Source organism: Vulcanibacillus modesticaldus (genome assembly GCF_001730235.1).
Lineage (GTDB): Bacteria > Bacillota > Bacilli > Tepidibacillales > Tepidibacillaceae > Vulcanibacillus > Vulcanibacillus modesticaldus.
The window spans coordinates 1-24,249 of record NZ_MIJF01000021.1; the positions used below are offsets into that span (position 1 = coordinate 1).

The window sequence follows — 24,249 nt, forward strand, 5'->3', positions numbered from 1 at the left end:
GCCGTTATCTAAAGAATAGGTATCTTTAACCAAATCGTATATAAAGCTAAAGTCAATTGCTTGATCTATTTTCCTCACTAGATGATCCTCTGGTACTAAATCTTCTATTGATACTAATTCAACTTGAGTTCTCACATCTTCCTTACGCTTTGTTAACATATTTCTCCCCTCACAAGATATTTATTACATACCTATTATACAAAAAAAGCTTGTAGATTTGTCTAAATAAAGACTTTGTCTACAAGCTGACCAGACAGAGTTTTCTCTGTCTGGTTTACGTATCTGTATTTTGGTTATCCTATAAGTTTTAGAATTCTGGCTCGATCAAGCCATAACGACCATCTTTACGTTTATACACCACATTCATCTCTTCAGTCTCAGAGTTTGAGAAAACGAAGAAAGAATGTCCTAACATATCCATTTGTAAAATAGCCTCTTCTACGTCCATTGGCTTTATATTAAAACGCTTTGTCTTGACAACTTTAATATCATCTTCTTCATCTTCATTTTTATTATTAGGCTCTTCCTTAAATAAAGTTTTAAGACTTCCCTCTTGTCTAAATTTACGGTTAATTTTAGTTTTATGCTTTCTGATTTGACGTTCAATCTTTTCGACAACTAAATCAATTGCCGCATACATGTCTTCATTAGATTCCTCTCCTCTTAATACAACCCCAGGGAGCAGGATTGTTACTTCAACACTGTGAACGTCTTTAACAACCTTCATCGTTACTTTTACATCAGAGGTAGGCGGAGTATCAAAATATTTCTCAATGCGACCCACTTTTTTTTCAACGTATTCCCTTAACGCATTTGTGACTTCAATGTTTTCTCCACGAATATTAAAATTCATGTCAACTCCTCCTTTCATATATATATATTTATTTCCCTTTTCATTTAAAAAATCCTTCTTTTAACGACACTTAACCGAAAAAACAATTTAAAAAACCCCTCAAAACGAGGGGATTTACCATTTTCTTAAGCCTTAAGTAATTTGGCATTAATCGCCACAATTATTGTGCTTAAAGACATTAAGATTGCACCGATTGCTGGAGTTAAAACAACACCGAGTTTGTATAAAATACCTGCAGCTAACGGAATTGCAAAAATATTGTATCCCGCTGCCCACCATAGATTTTGAATCATTTTCCGATATGTAGCTCTAGAGAGTTCGATAATTGATACTACATCTTCAGGATTACTTTTTACTAAAATAACATCGGCAGTTTCCATAGCAACATCTGTACCAGCACCGATAGCGATTCCTAAATCAGCATTTGCTAATGCTGGAGCATCATTAACTCCATCACCAGTCATAGCAACCCTAAGACCTTTACTCTTAATTTCTTTAATTTTATCCGATTTTTCATGAGGTAAAACCTCAGCATAAATTTCATCAATATTTAGCTGTTTCCCAACCCATTCCGCAACTTGGCGATTATCACCAGTTAACATGATCGATTTTATATTCATCTTCTTTAACTTTTCGATTGCTCGTCCAGCGCTCTCACGAACTTTATCCGCCAACGCAATCATACCACCTAATTGATTATCTACTAACACAAATACCACAGTTTTGCCTTGATTAGACAGTTTTTTATATTCCTCATGTGGATATTCAATGTTATTTTCTTTCATATACCCCGGACTTACAATCATAATATCTTTACCAGCAATGACCCCATGAAGTCCTTTACCGGTTAGTGATTCAAATGTTTCTGGTTCACTTAAAGAAATATTCCGCTCTTGAGCTCCATCAACAATTCCTTTAGCAATTGGGTGCTGTGATTGAGCTTCTAATGATCCTGCTAGCATTAGTAGCTCATTTTCTTCATAACCTTCATTTACAATGATGTCTGTAATTCCAAATTTTCCTTCAGTTAATGTACCAGTTTTATCAAACACGATCGCATCTAGTTTTCTCGCACCTTCAAAACTTGCTCGGTTACGAATTAACAATCCTTTTTTCGCTGAGATTGCCGTTGAAATAGCGATTACTAATGGAGCCGCTAGTCCTAGAGCATGAGGACAAGCAATAATCATTACAGTTACCATTCTCTCTAATGCGAAAGCAAAACTCTTACCTAACAATAACCAAATAATTAGTGTTCCAAAACCAGCAGCTAATGCGATATAAAACAGCCACTTTGCGGCACGATTAGATAAATCTTGGGTGCGTGATTTTGTCTCCTGAGCTTCTTTAACTAACTTAATAACTTGAGACAAGTAACTAGCTTCACCAGTCTTCTCTACCTCAATTGTTAAGGCGCCTTCACCATTAATCGAACCACCAATAACTTTATCATCCTTTGTTTTTTCAACTGGAACCGACTCACCGGTTAACATCGATTCATCGATAGAGGAAACGCCTTTAATGATAATACCATCAACAGGAACTTTTTCCCCTGGCTTTACCAGCACTTGGTCCCCCTCTTTTAATTCGGAGACAGGTACATCCTTAACTTCACCATTTTCAGTAATTAAATGTGCCTCAGATGGCATCATTTTGACTAACTCTTCAAGAGCTCGAGAAGCTCCCATAATCGAACGCATCTCTAACCAATGACCAAGGAGCATTATATCAATTAACGTAGCCAGTTCCCAAAAGAAGTTTTTTCCCGACAAACCAAACACTGTTGAAGAACTATACACATATGCTACAATAATCGCCAATGAGATTAGGGTCATCATCCCCGGAATTTTTTTACGCAATTCATCTACAGAACCTTTTAAAAATGGCCATCCGCCATAAAAGAAAACAAAAGTAGAAAGAATAAATAAGAGGTAAATATCGCCAAAAAATTGCAATCTAAAGCCTAAAAAATCTTGGATCATAGGTGATAGAATGAGGATTGGTATTGTTATTGCTAATGAAATATAAAAGCGTCTTTTAAAATCGCTTATCATTTCTTCATGGTCTCCATGCCCATGATTTGCATGGCCACCATCAGCTTTATCATTATGCCCTGAATGTTCTTGATAGTTACCATGTCCGTTATGAAGCTGTGATTCGTGGTTGTCATGAATTTGATGGTCTTGATGATCTTGATGACTATGATGATTGTGATGATTTTCATCAGTTTTTCCCATTGCTATTACCCCTTCCTTAATTAAATTTGAAATTGTTAATAAATTTATCTTTATTATAATGATAACTTCAATCTGGCTAAAGCTTATTTTTACATTTACTGCCTATAATTATTCTTGGAGCAGCCTATTAATCATTAAACCTCACCAATATTAGAGTCGTCGGTGAGGTTTAATAAAGGTATTTTATAAAATTTTACTTAAAAATGATTGTGTTCGCGGATTTTGTGGTGAGGAAAATAACTTTTCCGGAACATTTTCCTCGATAATATACCCTTCATCCATAAAAATGACACGATCACTAACTTCACGTGCAAAGCCCATTTCATGGGTCACGATAACCATAGTCATCCCTTCATCAGCAAGTTGTTTCATTACCTCAAGCACTTCACCAACCATTTCGGGATCAAGTGCCGAAGTTGGTTCGTCAAACAACATGACCTTCGGCTCCATTGCCAGTGCTCGAGCGATAGCCACCCGCTGTTTTTGACCACCAGACAATGAATCAGGATAAACATTTGCTTTATCAGCCAAACCTACCTTAGCTAGGAGCGTTAACGCTTTTTCTTCAGCTTGCTCTTGTGACCACTTGCGAACTTTAATTGGTGCTAATGTAATATTTTCTAAGACAGTCTTATGCGGAAAAAGGTTGAAATTTTGAAACACCATACCTACTTCAGTACGTACCGCATTGATGTCTGTGCTTTTATCTGTTAAATCGATATTATTGACAATAACTGTACCACTTTGAACATTTTCAAGGAGATTTATACAACGCAATAAAGTACTTTTCCCTGACCCAGATGGTCCAATTATACATACTACTTCTTTTTCTTGTACTTGTAGTGATATTCCTTTAAGCACTTTAAGGTCACCAAAACTTTTATGAAGATTCTCTAATCTAATCATTCTGTGCTAAATCTCCTTTCTAAATAAGTAACAAGTTGGGAAAATACCATGGTTAAGACAAAGTACAATAGCGCAACTGTAGTATAAGGTCCCCATCTTATAAATGTGCTCTTAGCTGTGATAAAACCTGCATATGCCAATTCATTAACAGCAATAATTGCCAGTAGTGAAGAATCCTTTAATAAAGCGATAAATTCGTTTCCTAAAGGCGGTAGCATTCGTTTAAATGCTTGGGGAATTATAACGTTTCGCATCGCTTGTTTATAAGTCATCCCAAGAGATCTTGCAGCTTCCATTTGGCCACGGTCAATAGACTGGATTCCAGCTCTAAAAATTTCAGCAATATAGGCACCAGAGTTGAGAGACAATGCCACAATCCCTGATACAAGCGGACCAGGTACAGTCTTCCCAATTCCCTCAAAAATTGTTGGAATTAAAGCAAAATGGATCAACAGTATTTGGACGAATAACGGAGTTCCACGAAATATATCCACATAGATCTTTGCTGGTATTCGAAGCAATGCCTTCTCGGATAACTTACCTAATCCAAGAAATAAACCCAAAATCAAACCAAATAATACTCCGGAACTCGTCAATAATATCGTATTGAAAAAACCTCTTATAAAAAGTTCTTTGTATTCCAAAACAACATTCAAATTTTCAATAAATCCTTCCAAAAAACTCACTCCAATCTTTAAAAATGCGTAGCATAACTGCTACGCAAACGGACTAACCAATCAAAAAATATTAATTTAACTCTGCAAAATATTTGCGATAGATCTCATCATATTTTCCATTATCTTTAATTTTACTTAATCCTTCATTAAGCTTTTCTAATAACTCATCATTGCCCTTTTTTACGATTATACCATAGTATTCTTTTTCGAAAGAATCATCACTAACCAATTTAAAGCTGTCATTCTTCAATACTTTTAAATATTCTAATAAAACTACATTATCTGCTACTACCGCATCAATTCGTCCCAATTGTAAATCATCTAATGCTGCTAAAATATCATCATAACCCTTTAGTCCCTGATATGTCTTTCCAAAGGCTTCTTGAACTATAAAATCCCCTGTAGTAGCTGTTTGAACTCCTATCTTCTTACCTTCTAGATCCTTTAAGGAATTAACATCAGAATCATTAGGTACAATAATCAACTGAGATGCTTCAAAATAAGGTGATGTGAAGTCGTAGCTTTGTTTTCTTTTTTCTGTGATCGTAATCGCAGCAATACCCGCATCAATCTGTTCACGGTTTATGCCTTCAAATAACGGATCCCATCCAGTATTTTTTACTTCGATTTTGATACCAGCTTCTTCAGCAACTGCCTTTACAATATCAATATCAAAACCTACTATTTCACCATCTTCAAGATTTTCAAATGGAGGATAAGTAGCATCCGTACCTAGGATGTAAATCTGTTCACCATCATCTACTTTTTCTACTGATAAATTTTGATTTCCACAAGCTATTAATACAAAACTTGTACCAATCAAGATAAGTGCCAATAATCCTATCTTTAATCCTTTTCCCATTTGTTTGTCCTCCCCTGTGTTTTTATAAGAAATAATGTATTTTTATAAGTTCATGCGTATAATTATACTTTAATATGCATAAATAATCAATATCTTTTTCTTTTAATCTTATCAACGTTAATGTTTACCATTTCTCGACAACAAAAATCAATATTCCACATATTTCTCCACATTAAAAATCCCATTATAATAGTTATTCACAAAGTTATCCACATTATCAACAGTCATTTGTTAACATTTTTAACAAGAATATAGGTTCCCATGTGGAAAAAAAGAAAAACAGATAGAATCATTTCTATCTGTTTCTATCTGTTCTTAATTTTGAAGATATTTTGTTAGGGCTTCATTAACGTTTGTTGACCAAGCAAGGTATTTTGGAAATAAATCATTTACCAAGATATTAACTAGTTTATCGACATCTTCTTCCTGTTGATATTTAACTACTTCTTCAAATATGGGTGCCATTTCTTCAAAGGAAAGAATGATATTATATGCATCCTTGTCAACGGTTTTCATCAGATTAGATGATAAGATATTGGCGTTTTGAATCGCCTTTAATGCCTCTATTACATCTTGAAACATCGGTAGATCAAAAGTATTTTCATCTTTAATTCGAGTTAGTATGTAAAGAACTCCACTATCCAATGTCTCTAGCATTTGGGCATAATGTCTTAAAAAAACGTATTGGTTATCTTGCAAAATAGTATTATCGTAGTAATGATCATTATCTTTACTATCGTGATTATGCCCCATTATTACCCGCTCCTTTAAAATTGTGTCATTGCAAAACCATTTTATTTTCTTTTGTCAAAAAAGATTCCGTCTCCATAAACCGTTTGCTGGTTATACTTGTTGTGTATCAGCTTTCTTTGTCTAACTTTTTTTAAGTCATTCTCTATTTCACTCAAAAATTTCTTAAGGGCTGCATCGATCTCCGGATGTAATTCAATTAGTTTTTCACTAAAACGCTTATCTTCAATACTAAATTCTTTGGGTAGGGATTGAATTAATTTTTCCCGTTTATCCAGAAAATGATTAATAGTATTTATATATTCATCTCTTTTTTCTTCTTTTGGAACATCTTGCAGAGTTTGATATAACTCTTTTGTAATATGATAAAGTTGCTTAACCACGCTCATCGGTTTATTCACCTTGTCCGAACTTCATCTGACGATCTTTTACTATTACTTGTTTCCATGTATCTCTAAATTCGACTACAAACCCTTCTACTTCATCCAAAATAACTATATCATTTTTAATATTAGCCTCCACCAAACGATTTAACATATAATCATATAACTGCATCATTTGGTGGGATATTTGATAATCCATATTTAATGTAACCATCAATTCTCGAATAATATTTTGTGCTTTTTGAATATTGGTGTTTTTTTCTTCAATCTTCTTATCATCAATTGCCTTTTTTGCTTGTTTAATGAATTTGATACATCCATTATATAGCATTAAGGTAAGCTCTCCTGGGGATGCCGTCGCTACAGTGTTTTGCTGATAAGTTTGATACGGATTATTCAATGCCATCTAACCCCTCCTTTGAGATTGATTATTGTCCTTGTCCTAATTGAGACATGAGAGCACCAAATTGGGAATTATAACGATTAATCGCCTTTTCCATTTCAGTGAATTGCCTCCAATACTTATCCTCCAATTCAATGAGACGTGTTTCAAAATCTGCTATATCCTTATTAATGCGATCTAAATTACGTCCAATGGTAAACTGAGCATTGGTTTTAAGACTATTACCGGCTCTAGCCTCCACATTTGTTATCGTTTGGTCGATCACATCCCTAAGCCTTCTAGCTATCCCACTTTGGTCGTATACCAAATTACCACTGGCATCCTTAACCTCTTTATTGAAAAGGTCATAGACGGCCAAAGCATCATCTTGAATTGCTTGACGTAATTTATTTTCATCAATGATTAATTTACCCTTATCAAGGTAGTTACTGGATGTAGTTATCCCTATTTCTGAAAGCTGATCATATTTAGTATTAATTCCTTGTACCGGGGTATACAAAGTGGTTCGCATCTGATTTAATCCATTCGACAATAAGGAATCGTTACGTAACAATCCACTTTTTGCTTTTTCTTCCCACAGTTCAATTTCATTATCGGATAATTCCTTTTTTTGATCATCAGTTAATGGTGGATAATCTCGGTAGCGCTCTTCAGATAGTTTATCATTTATCTTCTCAATTATCTCATTATATTTATCTACGAATTTAACGATAGTATCAACAATCTGATCGGTATCAGTGGTAGAATTTATTGTGACCAATTCTCCCGGCTCTGTGATACTATCTCCATCATCTGTGACTTGTTTCAAAGTATATTCAAATCCATTGATGATAAAAGTATTGGATGGTCTCTCTGTATCGATACCATTAATATTAAATTTAGCATTTTTGCCTAAGTTACCATTTGCTCCAGCAACAACGTTGTCAGATGCTAAGCCCAATGTTTTCGTTAAAAAATCCCCTGTAATTATTATCTCGGGCTGTCCAGATACATCACCTGTATTTTTTGCAGTCATTGAAATACGCCCAGTTTGTTGGTCATAAAAAATATTGACACCTGCATTAGAATTATTAATTTTATTAATAACATCATTAAGACTTTCAGTATTGGGATCGATGGTGAAAGATATAGCACTACCCAATGTTCCATCAGCTTGAATTGCTTGGATAGTAAATGAAGTATAACTAGTGTTAAAGTCAACTAAATTTGCCGCTTCATCTACTAAATTTCCATTAGGATCAAAAGCAGTGTTTGCGCGGATATCAGCAGCACTATTTATGTAAGCTGCCTCAGCAAGTTGGTCTACACGTATCGAAGCGTACACATCAGAAATGGAATTAATATTCTTTGCTGATACAGCATTTTCATTAGAACTGGTGATTATTTTTTTGGTAAATGAACCTTGCATATATATTCCATCAAAAATAAATTCGTCTAGTTCATTAAGCAATGAGTTCATTTCACGATAATCATCACGTTGCCATTCTAATATTTGCTTATCCTGCTTCATCTTATCCAAAGGAATGCGTTCTGCCTTCATCAAATCATTAACTATACTGTCGATATCTAATCCCGAAGCAAAACCACCAATTCTCATCACCATAATAAATCACCACCTATATCCTTTGGTCTACTAACAAACCAATGGCTTCCATCATCGTAGCATACATATCTAAAAATTTTTTTGATGGAATTTCCTTAATTACCTCATTTGTCTTAGAATCTACAATTTGTACAAAATACTCATTAAGTTTTTCATGGAGTTGAAATTTTAGCGAAGTTTGTGAAGGTTTGATAAATTGATTCATACCTTCAATTGTCTTCTCTAATTTTTCTTTAGAAATTTGTTGTGCTTGCCTTTGTTCCATCTCTTCATTAGTAGAAGTTTGATTTGATTTAATAGGTATATCAATTTTATCTTGAGTACGATCCACCGCCATCGTTGCTGGGTTTGGGGTTATAAAATTATCTATTCTCACAACACATCCTCCCTTTTATCACGAAACTTTTCTTTACTATATTTATCGGCTATTTGATTCTTTTTTTTAAGTAATTTAAAAAAATATAAAATAAAAGAGACCCCAGATGATACCAGGGTCTCAAAAATACTTGTGCTATTATCTTAATAATTGAAGTACACCTTGAGGAGCTTGGTTAGCTTGAGCAAGCATAGCAGTTGCTGCCTGTTGTAAGATGTTATTCTTAGTGAATTCCATCATTTCCTTAGCCATATCTACATCACGAACTCGAGATTCAGCAGCTTGTAAGTTTTCAGCTGATGTATCTAAGTTTCTGATTGAATATTCTAGTCTGTTTTGAACAGCACCAAGTTTTGCTCTTTCATCAGATACGTTAGAAATAGCTTTATCAATTAAAGTAATTGCTTTACTAGCATTCGATACTGTTGAAACACCAGTATTTTTTAAAGCACTGATATTAGCAAATGTAGTTGAAACATCGCTATTAATTCCTAGTTTGCTAGCAGACATATCGTTGATGTTAACAGCTATTGTTTGCCCTTCGTTAGCACCGATTTGCATGCTAACTCCGCCTTTACCTACCTCAATAATAGCTTTACCATCTCCAGTGGCAGTTAATGCAGCTTGTGTTAATTCTAATTCAAGATTATTTAAATTCAAGTTAGGATCAGCAGTAGTTATAGTTAAAGTATCTCCTGAAACTGTAATATTGGCACTATCTGTTCCAGTAACTGTATCTTGTAAAGTAATTACAGCATCTGCTGAAGCATTACCTAAAGTACCCCCAGTTCCAAATCCAAAAGTTGCACTATTATCAAAATTGTTCTCAGTTACAGTTATATCATAATCAGTACCAGCTTTAGTTGCAGTCAATATTAAACCGTCATCAGCATTAGCACTACTAAAAGATGCTGAAATAGCCATCCCTTCATCTGCAAAGGCTTGATTTAACTTTTGAACCACTTGATTAAATGTATCAGAACCTGATAATGATACAGTTACAGTCTTTCCATTTTGACTAATTGTTAAAGACTCGTCTCCTCCGAAAGCTGTATTACCACCCGCATCAAATACTGAAGCTAATGTAGCCGTTCCATTAACTGCTGTATAGTTAACAGTAGTGGCACCATCAGCTTTTAATGAACTTGCTGAAGTTTGAATTTGTGCAGCAGCTGCAGTATCAACATTTACACTTAATGAACCTTCATAACTATTAGTACCTGTTAATCGAGCAGCAGCTACTCCAGTTCCACTTGTAATTTTGACACCAGATGCTTCACCATTCAATAACTTTTTAGCGTTAAATTCTGTTGTACTTGAAATACGGTCAATTTCATCAACTAATTGGTCAATTTCGTTTTGAATAGCACCTCTATCATCGTCAGTTAACGTATCGTTTGCTGCTTGAACTGCTAATTCTCTCATTCTTTGAAGAATTGATTGTGTTTCTTGTAAAGCACCTTCAGCAGTTTGTACTAAAGAAATACCATCTTGAGCATTTCTTGATGCTTGAGATAAACCTCTAATTTGCGCTCTCATTTTTTCAGAGATTGCTAATCCTGCAGCATCATCACCAGCTCTGTTAATTCTTAATCCTGATGATAATTTCTCCATGGACTTTGCAACCATATCGTTTCCAATTCCTAATCGACGATAAGTATTCATCGCCATAATGTTATTATTAATTCTCATTATTAATTCCTCCTTGAGTTACTTATTCCACATCCTTGTGGTATCGAGAGTTCATTCGGCCGCCATGAAGCTCCCTTTGTAATTATATATCGTATAAAATATATATTTATTATCTACCAATTTCTCCGATATTCTAGTAATTCATCTCGAAAATACTCTATTTTCTTTAATATTCTATCAAACTTATCTATTAATCTGCTTTTTTCATTATTATTTTTTGTAGAGTGTCAATTGATATCGATTGATTAGCGGCACGTTTATTTTCCTCTTGAATCGACAAATAAATCTCTTTACGAAGAATTTCGACATGTTTTGGAGCATTAATACCGATTTTAACTTGATCACCTTCGATGGCAACGACAGTAATTTCGATATCATTTCCTAAAATTATCGATTGATTTTTTTTACGGCTTAAAATTAACATCTTATTTTCCTCCTTCTTTGTTTAAATGAGGAAATAAAGGAGTCTTTGTCAAATAATTTTGTCGATCAAGAATTAATTGTTTACCTTTCTTTGACTTCAAATTGATAATTAAAGGAGCTTTTAAATTAATTGTCGACTTCTGAAAATCTTCCGATATCGTTAGAATACCCCAAACAGTTACATTTTCAATTTTCTCAATAGACAGTTCGGCTTTTGTTTGCTCATCTATCTCAAATTCATAATCATGAAAAAAGACAAATGGATTAGCGATAATAAATGATAGTACAGGCGTTTTAATAGATTGGAGAACTGATAATTGCCCGTCTTTCTCCATTGGAATAATGATGAACTCCTTTTCATCTTCAAAACCAGGAATACCATTCTCAAAAACTATGATATCTTCATCCTTATAATCTATCTCACCAAAACGTGTATTCTTTAATTTCTTCATAAGGTTTCCTCCTTAAAGATTGCATTTTGCATAAGTGCGACTTTTGGGAGTAAAACGGATAAGGTGAGCACGTTGCAAAATACAATTTTTTTACTTTGCGTTGATTAAATATTATATTTTTATACCTATTTCTTTGATAAAAGATTGTATTTTACATAAGTGGCATTGTATAAGTGGTATTTTTGTATAAGTGCGGCTTTTGGGAGTGAAACGAACAAGGTGAGCACGTTACAAAATACCACTTCTGACTTCCCCCCAAAAATAAAAAAACAGTAGTTAAAAAAATAAGCTATAGCATTATACTATAGCATTTATTACTTTCAATTGGACACTTTAAATATTCAAATCTATCTTAGGCACATAGATTTCTATCCCATTTTTTTGTTGTAAATATACTTCAAGCTTGCCGGGAATATAATTTATTATTGGTTTATTTGGTCTAACCTCTGTCTTAACTGTACCGCCACTAAACTGAATATCTAAAGTACCTTCCTGGACAGAAATATCTACATTATCAATTGACGCAGGATCTTCATAATTTAATCCTACCAAATCTATTGAATTTTCCATCGCAAATTCTGGTATTGGATCTTGTTTAATATGAATTTTTGCCATTCGATCCCCTTTTTGAGCGATCTTAGCAATAGTATCCATTACAACATTACGTAAATTACTATTTATTCTTGCCGTTAATTCTAACGAAGGAACTTTTCCTAAAGCACTCCAAGCCCTGCTTTGATCGATTTGAATTTTAGGTAGATTGTACTGAATCTTTGCTTTAACTTGTTCTTGTTTCAAACTGATATCTGCTTTTGGTTGCTCTATCTGTAACTTTGCAGGAGCACTATTGATACCAGTCTTTGCATAGGTTTGTCTGATCTGGATTTGAGGAATCTTAATCATCTATCCCCACTACCTTAAAAAGTCAATCAGACTGGGTTGAATTATCCTTGCTCCAGTAGATAAAGATGCCTGATAAATATTCTCTTCCGTCTTAATGTTAATCATCAATTCAGCCATATCTGCATCTTCAGTCTTAGATAATAACTGAGTCAAATTGATGCTCTCACTTTCTAAACGTTTGGAAATTAATTCAATCCGATTAGACCTAGCACCAATTTCTGCAAATCTAGTTTGTATTAAATCAAGTCTAGTATCAATATCACTTAATGCTTGATTTATTCCGTCCTGATCATTACTATAAAGAGCATTCTTCAAATTCTCCATGACACGAAAAACATTGGTCGAGTCACTTGCTTCACCGAATAGATCAGCACCTGAAACATTCACAGGAATTGTAATTCCCACGCCTACCTCAAATTCAATGTTACCTTTATGAGGAGTAGCATCCTTAGCATTGGCACTATCATAAGGTTTAATATCAGTCATCTGCCCATTAAATATATATTTACCATTGAATTGGCTATTGCCAAGGCTGACTAAATGATCATAAAGTTGCTCAATCTCCGCGGCGATTGAATCCCTTGACTGATCTGAGTTCGTTCCATTAGCTCCTTGAACAGCCAACTCCCTTGCACGTTGCAAAACATCATTAGTTTCACTTATAATGCTTTCTGTGTAATCAACCCATGATCTAGCAGAATCCACATTTCGGATATATTGTTCATTGGCAGCCAATGCATTACGGTATCTTAAAGCAAAACTTATTCCAACTGGATCATCCGAAGGTTGATTGATATTTCTTCCCGTAGAAAGTTGATCTTGGATTTTTTTCAAGCGGGAAAGATTATTATTGAGATTGCGCATCATTTGTGTATTTAACATTCCTTGGGTAACTCTCATATTCTCACCTACTTTCTATTACCTACCTACAACACCGGTACCATTAATAAGTTTATCTAAAAGTTGATCGATTGTTGTTATCATCCTAGCTGAAGCATTATACGCTTGTTGAAACTTGATTAAGTTAGCCATTTCTTCATCTAAAGAAACACCACTAACAGATTGTCTTCTACTATCAACTTGTTCTGTGAGGATCCTACTATTCTCCTCTTGCCGAATAGCTTCTTGAGTCTTAACTCCAAGTCTTCCCACCATTGCACGGAAATTTTCATCAAATGTTCCTTCACCGTCAATAGCCGCTTCGACTTCACTTTCATCAAATGTAATCAAGGCATTACGCATCTGGGCTAACCATAATGCTAACTGGTTATTTCCTTTGATCACTTTCTCCTCATTACCAGTTGCACCGGAAACCGTATATGTACTTGTCGATGTTGCAATATTACGAATATCTAAAGCAATCTCTGGGTTAAGTTGAATATTACCTGCAACGAAGTTGTTGCTCCCATCTTTGGTGGTAAAGAATAAACCGCCTGGTTGAAGTGGATCATTGAGGGTATAGCCTAGTTGATGAAGTCCATTAAATCCCTTTACTCTAACAGTTATCTCAGCTGTTACAGTTCTTGCAGTAGCATCACCAGAAAAAGTCAATTCAGTACCATCAACTTTTGTCAAGGTAGTTCCTTCAGGTAAAATAGTTCCTTTGGGTATGGTCAAATCAAATTCTCCCTCGACCAATCCTTTTACCATCTGATCTAATTGAGCTTGAAAAGTATCAACGTGTTCTAAAGAAACTAGAAAACCATTGATTTCTCCCCCACTTATATCGTCTGGTAAACCGTTCACATCTAAAAGTGTGGTTTCATTATCTGCAACTAACTGAGTAGCTCCTGAAGTTATGGTATATCCCTTCGCAGTCTCGGTTACGTCAATATTGATTAACTTAGATAAATTATCGGTTAAAAGATCTCTTTGATCCCTTAAATCGTTTGCATTATCTCCAAGCCTTTCAATTCTATATATTTCTCCATTTAATTCAGCAATTTGAGTGATTAATGTATTAGCATCGTCAACTTTAATTTTGATACTCTCTTCCAAATCCCTTTTCAAATCTCCAAATTTATATGCAATATCATTGAAGGTATCAGTCAATGCCATTGCCGTTTCCATAACCACAGAACGTGCCGTTAGGTTGTCCGGTTGCCCAGCTAACTCCTGCCAACTATTCCAGAAATTATCTAAAACTGTTCGAATTCCTTGTTCCGAAGGCTCATTTATAACCGCTTCGATTTTCTCAAGAGTATTTCTACGAATGCTCCAATCGCCATAACTTTTATTCTGATTACGAAATTGATCATCCAAAAAGGTTTCTCTTACCCTCTTAATACTTGAGAAATCGACACCACTACCCAGTTGTCCAGGTGCGGTACTATTCGTTATACCAGGCACTTCAAGTGGACTTGAGGCAACAAAGTTGACTACCTGCCTAGAATAACCCTTAGTATTTGCATTAGCAATATTATGTCCCGTGGTTTGCATTGCAGTTTGTTGAGCAAACAAACCTCTTTTTGCAGTTTCTAGCCCATGAAATGTAGAACGCATCTTTCTACTCCTTTTCACGTCATTTTTACTACGCTTTTTTATCGAATAAACCTGACTTAGCGACCGTACTTGTTTTAGTCATCGGTTTGGAATAAGTATAACCTTGGCTTGGATCTTCTGTAATTAGATTAATCGTATGAGAGATATATTTTAACGACTGCTCAATAAGTTGGGTATTTAAATCATTCAATTGTTGAATCTCTTCAATCGTTTTAGTCAACTTCCCATGGATATCTTCTAATCTTTTTTTATCGTCAGGTGAATCTAAATTGTTAATCAAGTCGTTAATCGTAATTTGGTCCGCTTTAATATCATTATCATTAAGGATTTGCTGCACAACCTTCATCCGCTCATCTTCTAATTTACTCACCTTTTTTATCCAAAGGGATTCATAATGAATTATCTTGGATAATTCTTCGATACTTCCATCAATAAGCACCTGTTTTTTTTGTTTAGCTAAATCTAACATCTCTAGCTGTAATTGATAAATTTGCATTAGGACCTCTATCAACCTTGGAAATGAAGCCATCATCTTATCCCTCATTTCAAAATCACTTCTTGGACCAATCTAACATTTTATCTGCAACTAGTCCTGAATCAACTTGGTAAGTGCCGTTCTCAATTTGTTCTTTAATTTCTCTTACTTTTGCCGTTGGCCCATTGGAATCCTTAGCTGTGGTTTGTTCCAAAAGTGCTTTGGCTTCTTCAGATATAGAAATCTGGTCTTTTTTAAGACCCTCGTTCTTTGATACGCGACACTTTTGATTCATTTGCTGATAATTGCTAATTCCTGACATTCTATTGTAACCATTAACTTTCATTCGGTTCACCCCTTTATACAGTTAAATCGCTAAGAGTCTATCTTCTTTTAATAACTAATAGCAATAAAGAAAAGCCGACAATAAGTGTTACCTTATTTATCGACATCTATCTAATAATACTTAACCCTATTTAACCCAAAAAAAATCTTAATAACTCTTAATTCCTCATTTAAACTCTTTTTTTCTTTATAAACTGTAAGTTAGCGATTATTCTTTGATTTGAAGTTTACACCAAATTGATAATAAGTCTTTTCTTTTTTTTCTGGATTATTTATCTCTTGTTCTAATTCCTTCTCTTCTAAGACTTTTTTAATTCCTTTAGTTAATCGATCTGAACATTTTTTGCATAGCCTACCTTTTGAAATGACCGTGCCACAGGACTCGCAAGGGTATCCCATATTAGGATTATCTACAATCGAGATCCTTCCTTCGCGTATGAATTGGGTTATCTGTCTGACCGATACCCCAGTGGCTTCACTCAGTTCATAGATATTTACCATTTTATTTTCTCTTAAATATTCAGCACAAATATGATATTCTTCGTCAATCTCCTTAACACAATTAGGACATATATCATAAATCGTTTTTACAAAAACTTTTCCACAGCGAGAGCAATTAGAAAGATCTCCCAATCCCATCATACTCCCTCCCATTATGATTATCTATCTTATCCATAGCACGTGCTAGTGTTAAACCATAGACATTTCTTGCTCCTGCTACTCTAAGGACTCTAGCACATTCAGAAATCGTTGACCCGGTAGTATAAATATCATCTATGATTAAAATATTTTTTCCCTTAATCTGACTAATTGAATCACCCTTGAGCCTAAAACTTTCTTCAACCTGTTGGATACGTTCTATTTTACTTCGTTTGCTTAGCTTTTCAGTATGTTTAACTCTCTCTAATCCATAAAATATCCTTTTGCCTGTTAACTTATGTAAATTCTCAGTTAATTGTTTAGCTTGATTAAATCCCCGCTCTTTTAATCTATCAGAATGAAGCGGAACATATGCTAGATAATCTATCCTAATTCCTTCATAATAGGAATCATAAGCTAGCTTCATTAGATAACTAAAGATTAGACTTAAACTTTCTTTACCACGATATTTGTATAATGTAATTTTTTCTTTTATAAAACTATTATATAATACTGCACTACGATTATATAGTAATTCTCTATTACCATTATCTTGACAATCTCCGCAAAATGCTAGACTTCTATTAGAAAAATCTCCATCTAGAGGTTTATGACAACTCAAACAAAAGGGTTCCATTGGTGTTTCTATCTGTCTTACACAAGTCATACAAGTGTATGGTATTCGTATAACATAATCATCTTTATTTGAACCCTTAATAGGTTTACCACAGAGCTGACAGGTCTGGATGGGAAAAAATAATTGTTGAAAATAGTCCCACATTTAATATTAACACCCTAACAACTAATTTTTTTCATCATACTGAAAAAAAATTAAATGTTCAATATTTTTTAGCCAATTTATTCATTCTCTTAATCTGCTTCTTGGCACTAACCATTTCTGATGTTAAGTATTCAGCTAAAAACCAAACGTAACCATGGGGATATTTTGTAGACCGACCAACCCTCCCGGCGATTTGAATTAATGTGGCCTCTTCAAAAATCTTCCCTTCAGCACCTATTACTAGCACATGAACGTTAGGTACAGTTACTCCCCGTTCCATTATTGTTGTCGTTACAAGAAAGCGAATCATTCCTCTTTTAAACATTTCTATTTTGTAATCACGCAAATGATCCTTGGCATAAATTCCTTCAATCTTCTCATCAGGAAACCATTGTTTTAATTTATTAGTCCAATTAACTACCTCATTGACACCTGAAACAAAAATAAAACCTTGTCCATTCATTTCTTCTACCAAACTTATAAACTGTCCAATCACTTTATTTGGTGTTTTCCTTTTTAATAATTTTGCTTTTTTGGGAATTAGCTTAAGATGGGGGATTGGCAATGGATATTGATGGTACCTGATAGGTAATATTATTGACTCAATCTCATTTGATTTAATCCGTCTTTGCCAATTATTTGGTGGAGTAGCAGTTAAATAAATCATCTGGCCATTATCTTTCAAAGCTCGCTTAACAAGTAAGTGCAGTCTAGGGTTATTATGATAGGGAAAAGCATCCATTTCATCAATAATCACCAAATCAAAATAACCAACGAACCTGATCATCTGGTGTATGGTACTTAAAAAAAGTAACCCATCATTCCATTTTTCTTCACTACCTCCATAAAGGGTAACAATAGGTACATCTGAAAAAGTATTTTTAAACCTCGGAGCTAATTCTTTGATTACATCCCTTCTTGGTGCGGTGAATAAAACTCGGGATCCACTTATTAGGGCATGATTGATCACTGGAAAAAGCATTTCTGTTTTACCAGCTCCGGTTACAGCCCAAATAAGTAAATCTTTTTTCTTTCGGTCCTTCACATATTGCAATGCAAAATTAGCAACTTTTGATTGAAAAGGGGTAAGTTGTGGCATCCTAATCGGGATAGAATCAAAAGATAAAAATTTAACATCGGAGGCTTTTTGCCTAGCTAACGAAGAAAAGTCATATAAAGGTGTACAAGTTTTGCTCCTACCGTATATAATACACTCTTCACAAGTTGCACAGTTATCTCCACAAACTGCACACTCTTGAATCTTAACAGCTTTTCGCGAACCACATCGCTGACAAATAAGTTCATTTTGATTATAGAGGACGTGGGAGATTAGGGGATAAGTAACACTGGGTGTAATCTTAATTTCATTACGTAAATATCCTAATTGAAGTATTTTAAACAATTCATTTCTTGATAATTTATTTACAGAATTAACCTCAGTGTATAATTGGATTACTTCACTTAACAATAATAATCTTCCTTGAAGATTTGGAGCAAAATGATTCCAGCTTTGATCAATAGCCATAATTTGCTCGTTCTCTGACTTCGTACTCAATTTAAGTACCGAGCATTTTTTATCGCCAACCGAACAGTTCTCTAACAGCCAATCAATATCTTGGTAAAAATTATTAGATATCGAAGCTTTCGCTGTATTAGTTATCTGTTCTAAACATTTAAGTAAATAATTTGCATATCCGATCGAAAAAAATGAGTTGGTTGCAATCAAGGTAGACACACCATGTTCATACCAATAAGCTAAATCAACTTCAATATTAGACGTGATCTTCCATTCTAGTCTACCATTATTATCGATAAGATAAATTTGAAATTTCATAATAACACACTTTCAATAGTTACATATTTCTTCTCATCTTGATTAATTCTTTACGATGACTGATATGTTCTTTTACTAGAAAACCGATCGTAACCTGTGTGGTTAAAATAATAACAGAAATAGAAACAACCTGCTCTAATTTTCTATATGTAGGATCTTGTAATAATAACAACCAAATGATGACAATACTAAATATCGCAATCCCCATACTACCTTTCCTTGAAAAATTAACAGTGGTATATAAGATAGGAATGAGGAAAAGTGTTGGGTATAACTGACTACTATACGAACCATTCAAGTAAACTGTCAAAGTTACCAAAGTTAAAAAAACATAATAATAAACTGGCGACCGATGAACTATTGGATTCAACCTGATTTGCTTGTTAACATATAACAGGATAATCATTGAAAAAAATAAATCTATCAATATCACGATAAAATCTACTCGAGGTAGAGACAAGACATTAAACAACACTGTCAAGAAATAGATTGCTATCATTATAGAATTAACTCTATCAACTTTTCTGATTTGTCTAATAATCTTAGCTTCTCCAAAGTGATTATTCCACTTCGTTCGATATACAACACAAGAATCTCGATACTTGCATGAATTTTCTTCTACATCACACCAAAAACATTCAAACCTATAATTGCGAATGACCATGATCAGTCCAATGTAAACAACTAATGGTATTATCAAATCAAGATTGAAAAAATAGCTAATATTCGTCGACACAGCCACCCAGGAAAAGATAATTATCAAACCAACTGAAGTTGAAATAAAGAAGAACTTCTTCCCCTTGGTGAAAGCAGGATAGGTTAAGGCTACCAAATAAATAAAAGGAAAATACATACTATAAATGCCTTTTGTGTCAATAATTAATAAGATAGCAAGAACAAGACCGGAAAAAGTTATCAAAATATCTTCCCAAATGGTTAATAAACGCCCGGAAAAGATCAGGTATAATCCATACCCGAACAAAACTAGATCAAAAAAGAGATAAACAACCCAAAAAGAGAAGGGGCCATCATTAAGAAACGTCTCGAGTAAATATAAAACAAAAAATAATAGCGCCAGTGAGATGCTAGATATACCTTTAATTCTATTTTCCATTTCCATAATAGAAACACCTCTTTATCCATCTTAAAAACCGATGGATACTACTTCTTTAGTGTTTTTTATACCATCCTATACCAATCATTCCCTCACCAACATGGGTGCCAATTACTGGTCCAAGTGTGGAGATATTCGCCTCAACATTTGGATATCTTTTATGAATCATTTCCATAATTTCTTCTGCTTCTTCTCTAACATTTGCCTGAACGATAGTACATTTAATCAACGATGCTTCTTTAACATCCTTATCTAATAATTGAAAAATACGATCCAATGCCTTTTTCTTTGTACGAATCTTTTCAAAAGGCTTTAATTTTTTGTCATTAAAATGGATAATCGGTTTAATCTTTAACATACTACCAACGATTAACTCAGCAGTATTTAAACGGCCACCGCGATGTAAATGGGATAAGTCATCTACAATAAAATAGCCTCTCATATTCTTTACTAGCCACTCTATTCTTTCTTTAATTTCAGCAAGTGATTTTCCCGCATTAGCCATCTCCGCAGCTTCAATAGCCATAAAACCAAGAGGATAACAAGATATCTCCGAATCAATAACCGCCACTTCTATTCCATCAACCATATTAGCTGCGGTAAGTGATGTATTATAAGTTCCGCTTATACCACTGGACAGATGGATGGCAATGGCAGCATCATATTCTCGTGCTAGTTTTTCATAAAGTTCTACAAACTCTCCTATAGCCGGTTGTGATGTTGTAGGTAAATCTTTGACTGCTTTTAATTGTTCATAAAAAGCTTCAGCGGACAGATCAAAGCCCTCTCTATAGGACTCTAAGCCAAAATTCACTGTTAATGGCACAACATATATGCCATATTTTTCTATTGTCTCTTTTGATAGATATGAGGTACTATCTGTAACAACTGCTACCCTCGCCAAAGTAGACACCTTCCTTCAATCTTATTCAGTTAATTTTTCTCGTAAATAGCTACCTTATTCCTTCCAGCTTGTTTTGAACCAACATACATCGCCCTGTCAGCGTTCCTAATCAAATCTTTGGCAGAACTCGCTAAATCCGGATAAGTAGCCACTCCAATACTGGAAGTAACTTTTAAGACTATTTCTCCCTTGCCTTCAATACTATCGATTACTACTATCTGATGTTCTTCAATTGAAGAACGAATTCTTTCTGCTATAATTTCTGCTCCTTTAATATCCGTATTAGGAATGATAATAGTAAACTCTTCACCACCGTATCTAGCAACAACATCTTTTTTTCTAGTTAATTTCTTTAATAATTTAGCTATCTCTTTTAAGACCTCATTGCCTGCGGCATGACCATAACTATCGTTAACTTGTTTAAAGTGATCAAGGTCTAACATTATCAGACTAACCTTTTCACCCTTCATCTCTGCATCTAAAATGATTTCATCTAAAAGGTTGTTGAATGCACGATAATTATATACCCCTGTTAACTCGTCTATCAAATTTTTTTCTTGGGATATTTGGTATGTGTTGGCATTTTGGATCGCTATTGCCGCTTGGCTAGCAAGAATCTTGGCAATAGTAACATCCTTTTTAGAAAAATTATATTCAACAGAACTTCCCAAAGTAATTACACCAACCACCTGATTGTGCCAAATCATGGGTACCGCCAACAAGGATTTATTATTTTTAATGAAATAAGGTTCATTATAACTTATTCGATAAATATCGGCATCGCTTTGAATAAGTTGTGCTTTCTTATATAATGCACTCTTCCCTGTTAAACCTTCATTTATTGACAAACTAAAGTTGAGTGTTGATTCGTCATTTATAACTTTTCCTTGATTATTTTCTATAGAAACTAAGTGTAATCTATCTCCCTTCAATAAGTAAATATAACTATAATCAAAGGTTAATAACTCTCTTATTGCCTGTTGTAAAGCACTTAAGGTTTTTTCTAAATCTAATTCCGAAGTAAAAGAAGCCGATATTTTGTTTAATGACTTCAATTGTTGGTGCGAATGATGAAGCTCACTATATAATTTGAATAAAAAGTTAAAAATCAAATGTTGAATCATAATAATTATTACGCCCAAAATCCCATAAAAAACATCTACTAGATATAACACGATCCCAAATGGTAGAGTGAAAAATAACGTAGAAGCATCCCACAAGGCATCTTTGGAAATAAAATTTTTTTTCTCGCTACGCATCAAGTATATAATAATGTTGTTCACTAGAAAAGAAACCAAAGTATATACAATAATTGGTAATAATTGCACATCTAAATCTAGTAATGTAAAATCAATACTACCTCCTACTAGAAAAAAGCTGAGTCCCGCTAACAAAGACATCCAAATCAACATTATCTGATTTAATACTATTTTTGTAAAATTACGTCGCACATCTAAAACCAACATACTTACTAATACCGCAAATTGGGTTAACCAAGCTTCTACCACAATCCCATATTGTAGAAAAACTGCTAACGAGATTGGAAAAATAGTAGATATGTATATATCTCCAAATTTAAGCGGAAAACTATTAACAAAAACAAACAGAAATAGGTAGATTAAAATCATCGCATATTCATCTGAAGGCAAGGGCCTCCACATCTTAATACTTACTATAATCAATGTTGAGATAGAAATCAGAACATATGCAAAAAGTGCTGCCTTTTTCATCAATCGGCTAAATGGTAACTGATTCATCATTATCACTCTTCTAATTATTGGTATTTGATAGGTCTTTCGATTCAATTATATGACATTTAATATTTTTTTTCACTACAATATTTAATTTCTTCACCAATCTCAATATGTTTTTTCGCTATCGAGCCGGTTTTTAATTCTAAAACATCAGTACTATGAAAGTTTAACATACTAATTCGCCATGGTGATAGATTTTCCTCTAAACCAACTATTTCATATTTGTTTTTTGCTATTTTTCTTAGATAAAGAACATCTATCGGGAATCTCATCCAAAATGTATGAATCTGTCTTGTTTTCGTCAATAACATTCCTTCATCTTCAGCTAAGGATTTTTTAAACATTAACCCTAGAAATCTCTTAAAAAAAGAATCAGCAACTTCAAGTCGCTTAACTAGTAAACTTTCTGAATCAGCCTTAGATAAGATTAAATACCCCATCAACCGATCTCCCTTCCTTACTTTAACATTGTATCTAAGATGTTAATAATCGCTGGACCAAGTATAATAATAAAGATTGCTGGAAATATGAACAAAACCAAGGGAAATAAAATTTTGATCGGAGCTTTCATAGCTTTTTCTTCAGCCCTCTGTTTTTTCTTCTGACGCATATCTTCTGATTGTACCCTAAGTACACTTCCTAATCTTACGCCTAATTGTTCTGCCTGAATTATAGATCCTACAAACTGTACCATATCCTCTACTCCAGTTCTCTCGCCTAAATCCTTTAGGGCTTCTCTCCTCGTTTTACCCATTTTTATCTCTTGTAGAGTTTTGTTAAATTCGTTTGCTAGAGTTCCATCTGTTTTTTCAACAACCTTAATTAAAGCTGAATCAAACCCAAGACCAGCTTCAACGCTTACTGTTAATATATCTAAAACATAGGGGAGATCTCGTTCAATTTCAGCCCTCCTGACAGCGATTTGCTTCTGCAAATAAAAAATTGGAAGCAAATAACCAAAGATCGAACCTAATCCTATAATAAATATTTTATAACTCCAACGTTCAAAATGAACTCCAAAGGACGTTAATAGAAGTCCGATAATTAACCAAATGCTCATCCGAATAACTATCCATTCTTGAAGATTTAAATTATGAGGATACCCAGCCAACTTCAGTAATTCTTTTTCCCTTTCTTTAAAGGAACTTGGAGTCCAGTTGATGACGAAACGCTCAATGCGTTTTAATAAGGGAATTATTATTCGCTTTTTAAATGGTAATGAATATGGATCATCATCCTCTAGTTTTTTATAATCTTCTGCTATCTCGTAAATATTTTTAACGATTCTTAATCGATAACTGAAAAGAATTAATAAACTATTATAAATAATTATGATAACTGCCAAAGCGACGACCGACGTAACAATACCTAATAAGTTCAT

The 24,249-nt window shown here is 34.1% G+C and carries 27 protein-coding genes; all 27 read right to left on the minus strand.

What is annotated here, in order from left to right:
• The coding region (locus BHF71_RS11495; RefSeq protein ID WP_084024202.1) for a transposase at window positions 1–159 on the minus strand (159 nt) is incomplete at its 3' end.
• Window positions 160–307: 148 nt separating this feature from the next.
• A complete protein-coding gene (gene hpf / locus BHF71_RS05200) occupies window positions 308–853 on the minus strand; it encodes a ribosome hibernation-promoting factor, HPF/YfiA family (protein ID WP_069656612.1) in 546 nt (181 codons plus the stop codon).
• A 125-nt stretch (window positions 854–978) separates the two neighbouring features.
• Window positions 979–3,090, minus strand: a complete 2,112-nt coding sequence (locus BHF71_RS05205; protein ID WP_069656613.1) for a heavy metal translocating P-type ATPase — start codon at window positions 3,088–3,090, stop codon at window positions 979–981.
• 183 nt (window positions 3,091–3,273) lie between these two features.
• Window positions 3,274–3,996: an amino acid ABC transporter ATP-binding protein gene (locus tag BHF71_RS05210; protein WP_069656614.1), complete on the minus strand. Its 723-nt coding sequence runs from the start codon at window positions 3,994–3,996 to the stop codon at window positions 3,274–3,276.
• Entirely contained in the window at window positions 3,993–4,673 is a 681-nt protein-coding gene (locus tag BHF71_RS05215) for an amino acid ABC transporter permease (RefSeq protein WP_069656615.1), read from the minus strand. The genes BHF71_RS05210 and BHF71_RS05215 overlap by 4 nt, the downstream gene beginning before the upstream one ends.
• A 70-nt stretch (window positions 4,674–4,743) precedes the next feature.
• Entirely contained in the window at window positions 4,744–5,535 is a 792-nt protein-coding gene (locus BHF71_RS05220; RefSeq protein WP_069656616.1) for a basic amino acid ABC transporter substrate-binding protein, read from the minus strand.
• A gap of 315 nt (window positions 5,536–5,850) precedes the next feature.
• On the minus strand, window positions 5,851–6,288 hold the full coding sequence (locus BHF71_RS05225) for a DUF8042 domain-containing protein (protein WP_069656617.1): 438 nt from the start codon (window positions 6,286–6,288) through the stop codon (window positions 5,851–5,853).
• A gap of 41 nt (window positions 6,289–6,329) precedes the next feature.
• The gene (gene fliT, locus BHF71_RS05230) at window positions 6,330–6,674 is read right to left on the minus strand and encodes a flagellar protein FliT (protein ID WP_069656618.1); all 345 of its coding nucleotides are present in this window, start codon (window positions 6,672–6,674) and stop codon (window positions 6,330–6,332) included.
• Window positions 6,675–6,678: 4 nt separating this feature from the next.
• Window positions 6,679–7,074, minus strand: coding sequence for a flagellar export chaperone FliS (gene fliS, locus BHF71_RS05235; protein WP_069656619.1), 396 nt, complete (start codon window positions 7,072–7,074; stop codon window positions 6,679–6,681).
• Window positions 7,075–7,096: 22 nt separating this feature from the next.
• A complete protein-coding gene (locus BHF71_RS05240) occupies window positions 7,097–8,674 on the minus strand; it encodes a flagellar hook-associated protein 2 (RefSeq protein ID WP_245683825.1) in 1,578 nt (525 codons plus the stop codon).
• Window positions 8,675–8,687: 13 nt separating this feature from the next.
• Entirely contained in the window at window positions 8,688–9,050 is a 363-nt protein-coding gene (gene flaG, locus BHF71_RS05245; RefSeq protein ID WP_245683826.1) for a flagellar protein FlaG, read from the minus strand.
• Between the two features lie 138 nt (window positions 9,051–9,188).
• Window positions 9,189–10,742: a flagellin N-terminal helical domain-containing protein gene (locus tag BHF71_RS12475; protein ID WP_069656620.1), complete on the minus strand. Its 1,554-nt coding sequence runs from the start codon at window positions 10,740–10,742 to the stop codon at window positions 9,189–9,191.
• Window positions 10,743–10,932: 190 nt separating this feature from the next.
• A complete protein-coding gene (gene csrA, locus BHF71_RS05255; RefSeq protein ID WP_069656621.1) occupies window positions 10,933–11,166 on the minus strand; it encodes a carbon storage regulator CsrA in 234 nt (77 codons plus the stop codon).
• A gap of 1 nt (window position 11,167) precedes the next feature.
• The gene (gene fliW / locus BHF71_RS05260; RefSeq protein WP_069656622.1) at window positions 11,168–11,617 is read right to left on the minus strand and encodes a flagellar assembly protein FliW; all 450 of its coding nucleotides are present in this window, start codon (window positions 11,615–11,617) and stop codon (window positions 11,168–11,170) included.
• 333 nt (window positions 11,618–11,950) lie between these two features.
• Entirely contained in the window at window positions 11,951–12,520 is a 570-nt protein-coding gene (locus BHF71_RS05265) for a DUF6470 family protein (protein ID WP_084024264.1), read from the minus strand.
• A 9-nt stretch (window positions 12,521–12,529) separates the two neighbouring features.
• On the minus strand, window positions 12,530–13,420 hold the full coding sequence (flgL, locus tag BHF71_RS05270) for a flagellar hook-associated protein FlgL (RefSeq protein WP_069656623.1): 891 nt from the start codon (window positions 13,418–13,420) through the stop codon (window positions 12,530–12,532).
• A gap of 18 nt (window positions 13,421–13,438) precedes the next feature.
• Window positions 13,439–15,022: a flagellar hook-associated protein FlgK gene (gene flgK / locus BHF71_RS05275; protein WP_069656624.1), complete on the minus strand. Its 1,584-nt coding sequence runs from the start codon at window positions 15,020–15,022 to the stop codon at window positions 13,439–13,441.
• A gap of 28 nt (window positions 15,023–15,050) precedes the next feature.
• Entirely contained in the window at window positions 15,051–15,566 is a 516-nt protein-coding gene (locus tag BHF71_RS05280) for a flagellar protein FlgN (protein WP_084024266.1), read from the minus strand.
• A 7-nt stretch (window positions 15,567–15,573) separates the two neighbouring features.
• Complete coding sequence (gene flgM, locus BHF71_RS05285) at window positions 15,574–15,843, minus strand: flagellar biosynthesis anti-sigma factor FlgM (protein ID WP_069656626.1); 270 nt, start codon at window positions 15,841–15,843, stop codon at window positions 15,574–15,576.
• A gap of 200 nt (window positions 15,844–16,043) precedes the next feature.
• Window positions 16,044–16,481, minus strand: coding sequence for a TIGR03826 family flagellar region protein (locus BHF71_RS05290; RefSeq protein WP_069656627.1), 438 nt, complete (start codon window positions 16,479–16,481; stop codon window positions 16,044–16,046).
• On the minus strand, window positions 16,459–17,103 hold the full coding sequence (locus tag BHF71_RS05295) for a ComF family protein (RefSeq protein ID WP_176717312.1): 645 nt from the start codon (window positions 17,101–17,103) through the stop codon (window positions 16,459–16,461). Before BHF71_RS05295 ends, BHF71_RS05290 begins: the two co-directional genes overlap by 23 nt.
• Before the next feature lie 217 nt (window positions 17,104–17,320).
• Window positions 17,321–19,096 (minus strand): ATP-dependent helicase ComFA, encoded by a 1,776-nt coding sequence (locus BHF71_RS05300; RefSeq protein WP_069656629.1) that lies wholly within the window; start codon window positions 19,094–19,096, stop codon window positions 17,321–17,323.
• A 19-nt stretch (window positions 19,097–19,115) separates the two neighbouring features.
• Window positions 19,116–20,216, minus strand: a complete 1,101-nt coding sequence (locus BHF71_RS05305; protein ID WP_069656630.1) for a hypothetical protein — start codon at window positions 20,214–20,216, stop codon at window positions 19,116–19,118.
• Window positions 20,217–20,265: 49 nt separating this feature from the next.
• Window positions 20,266–21,114, minus strand: a complete 849-nt coding sequence (locus BHF71_RS05310) for a DegV family protein (protein WP_069656631.1) — start codon at window positions 21,112–21,114, stop codon at window positions 20,266–20,268.
• Between the two features lie 29 nt (window positions 21,115–21,143).
• Window positions 21,144–22,874 (minus strand): sensor domain-containing diguanylate cyclase, encoded by a 1,731-nt coding sequence (locus BHF71_RS05315; protein WP_084024268.1) that lies wholly within the window; start codon window positions 22,872–22,874, stop codon window positions 21,144–21,146.
• A 56-nt stretch (window positions 22,875–22,930) separates the two neighbouring features.
• Window positions 22,931–23,308, minus strand: coding sequence for a DUF192 domain-containing protein (locus BHF71_RS05320; protein WP_069656633.1), 378 nt, complete (start codon window positions 23,306–23,308; stop codon window positions 22,931–22,933).
• A 17-nt stretch (window positions 23,309–23,325) separates the two neighbouring features.
• Window positions 23,326–24,249: a type II secretion system F family protein gene (locus tag BHF71_RS05325; RefSeq protein ID WP_176717313.1), complete on the minus strand. Its 924-nt coding sequence runs from the start codon at window positions 24,247–24,249 to the stop codon at window positions 23,326–23,328.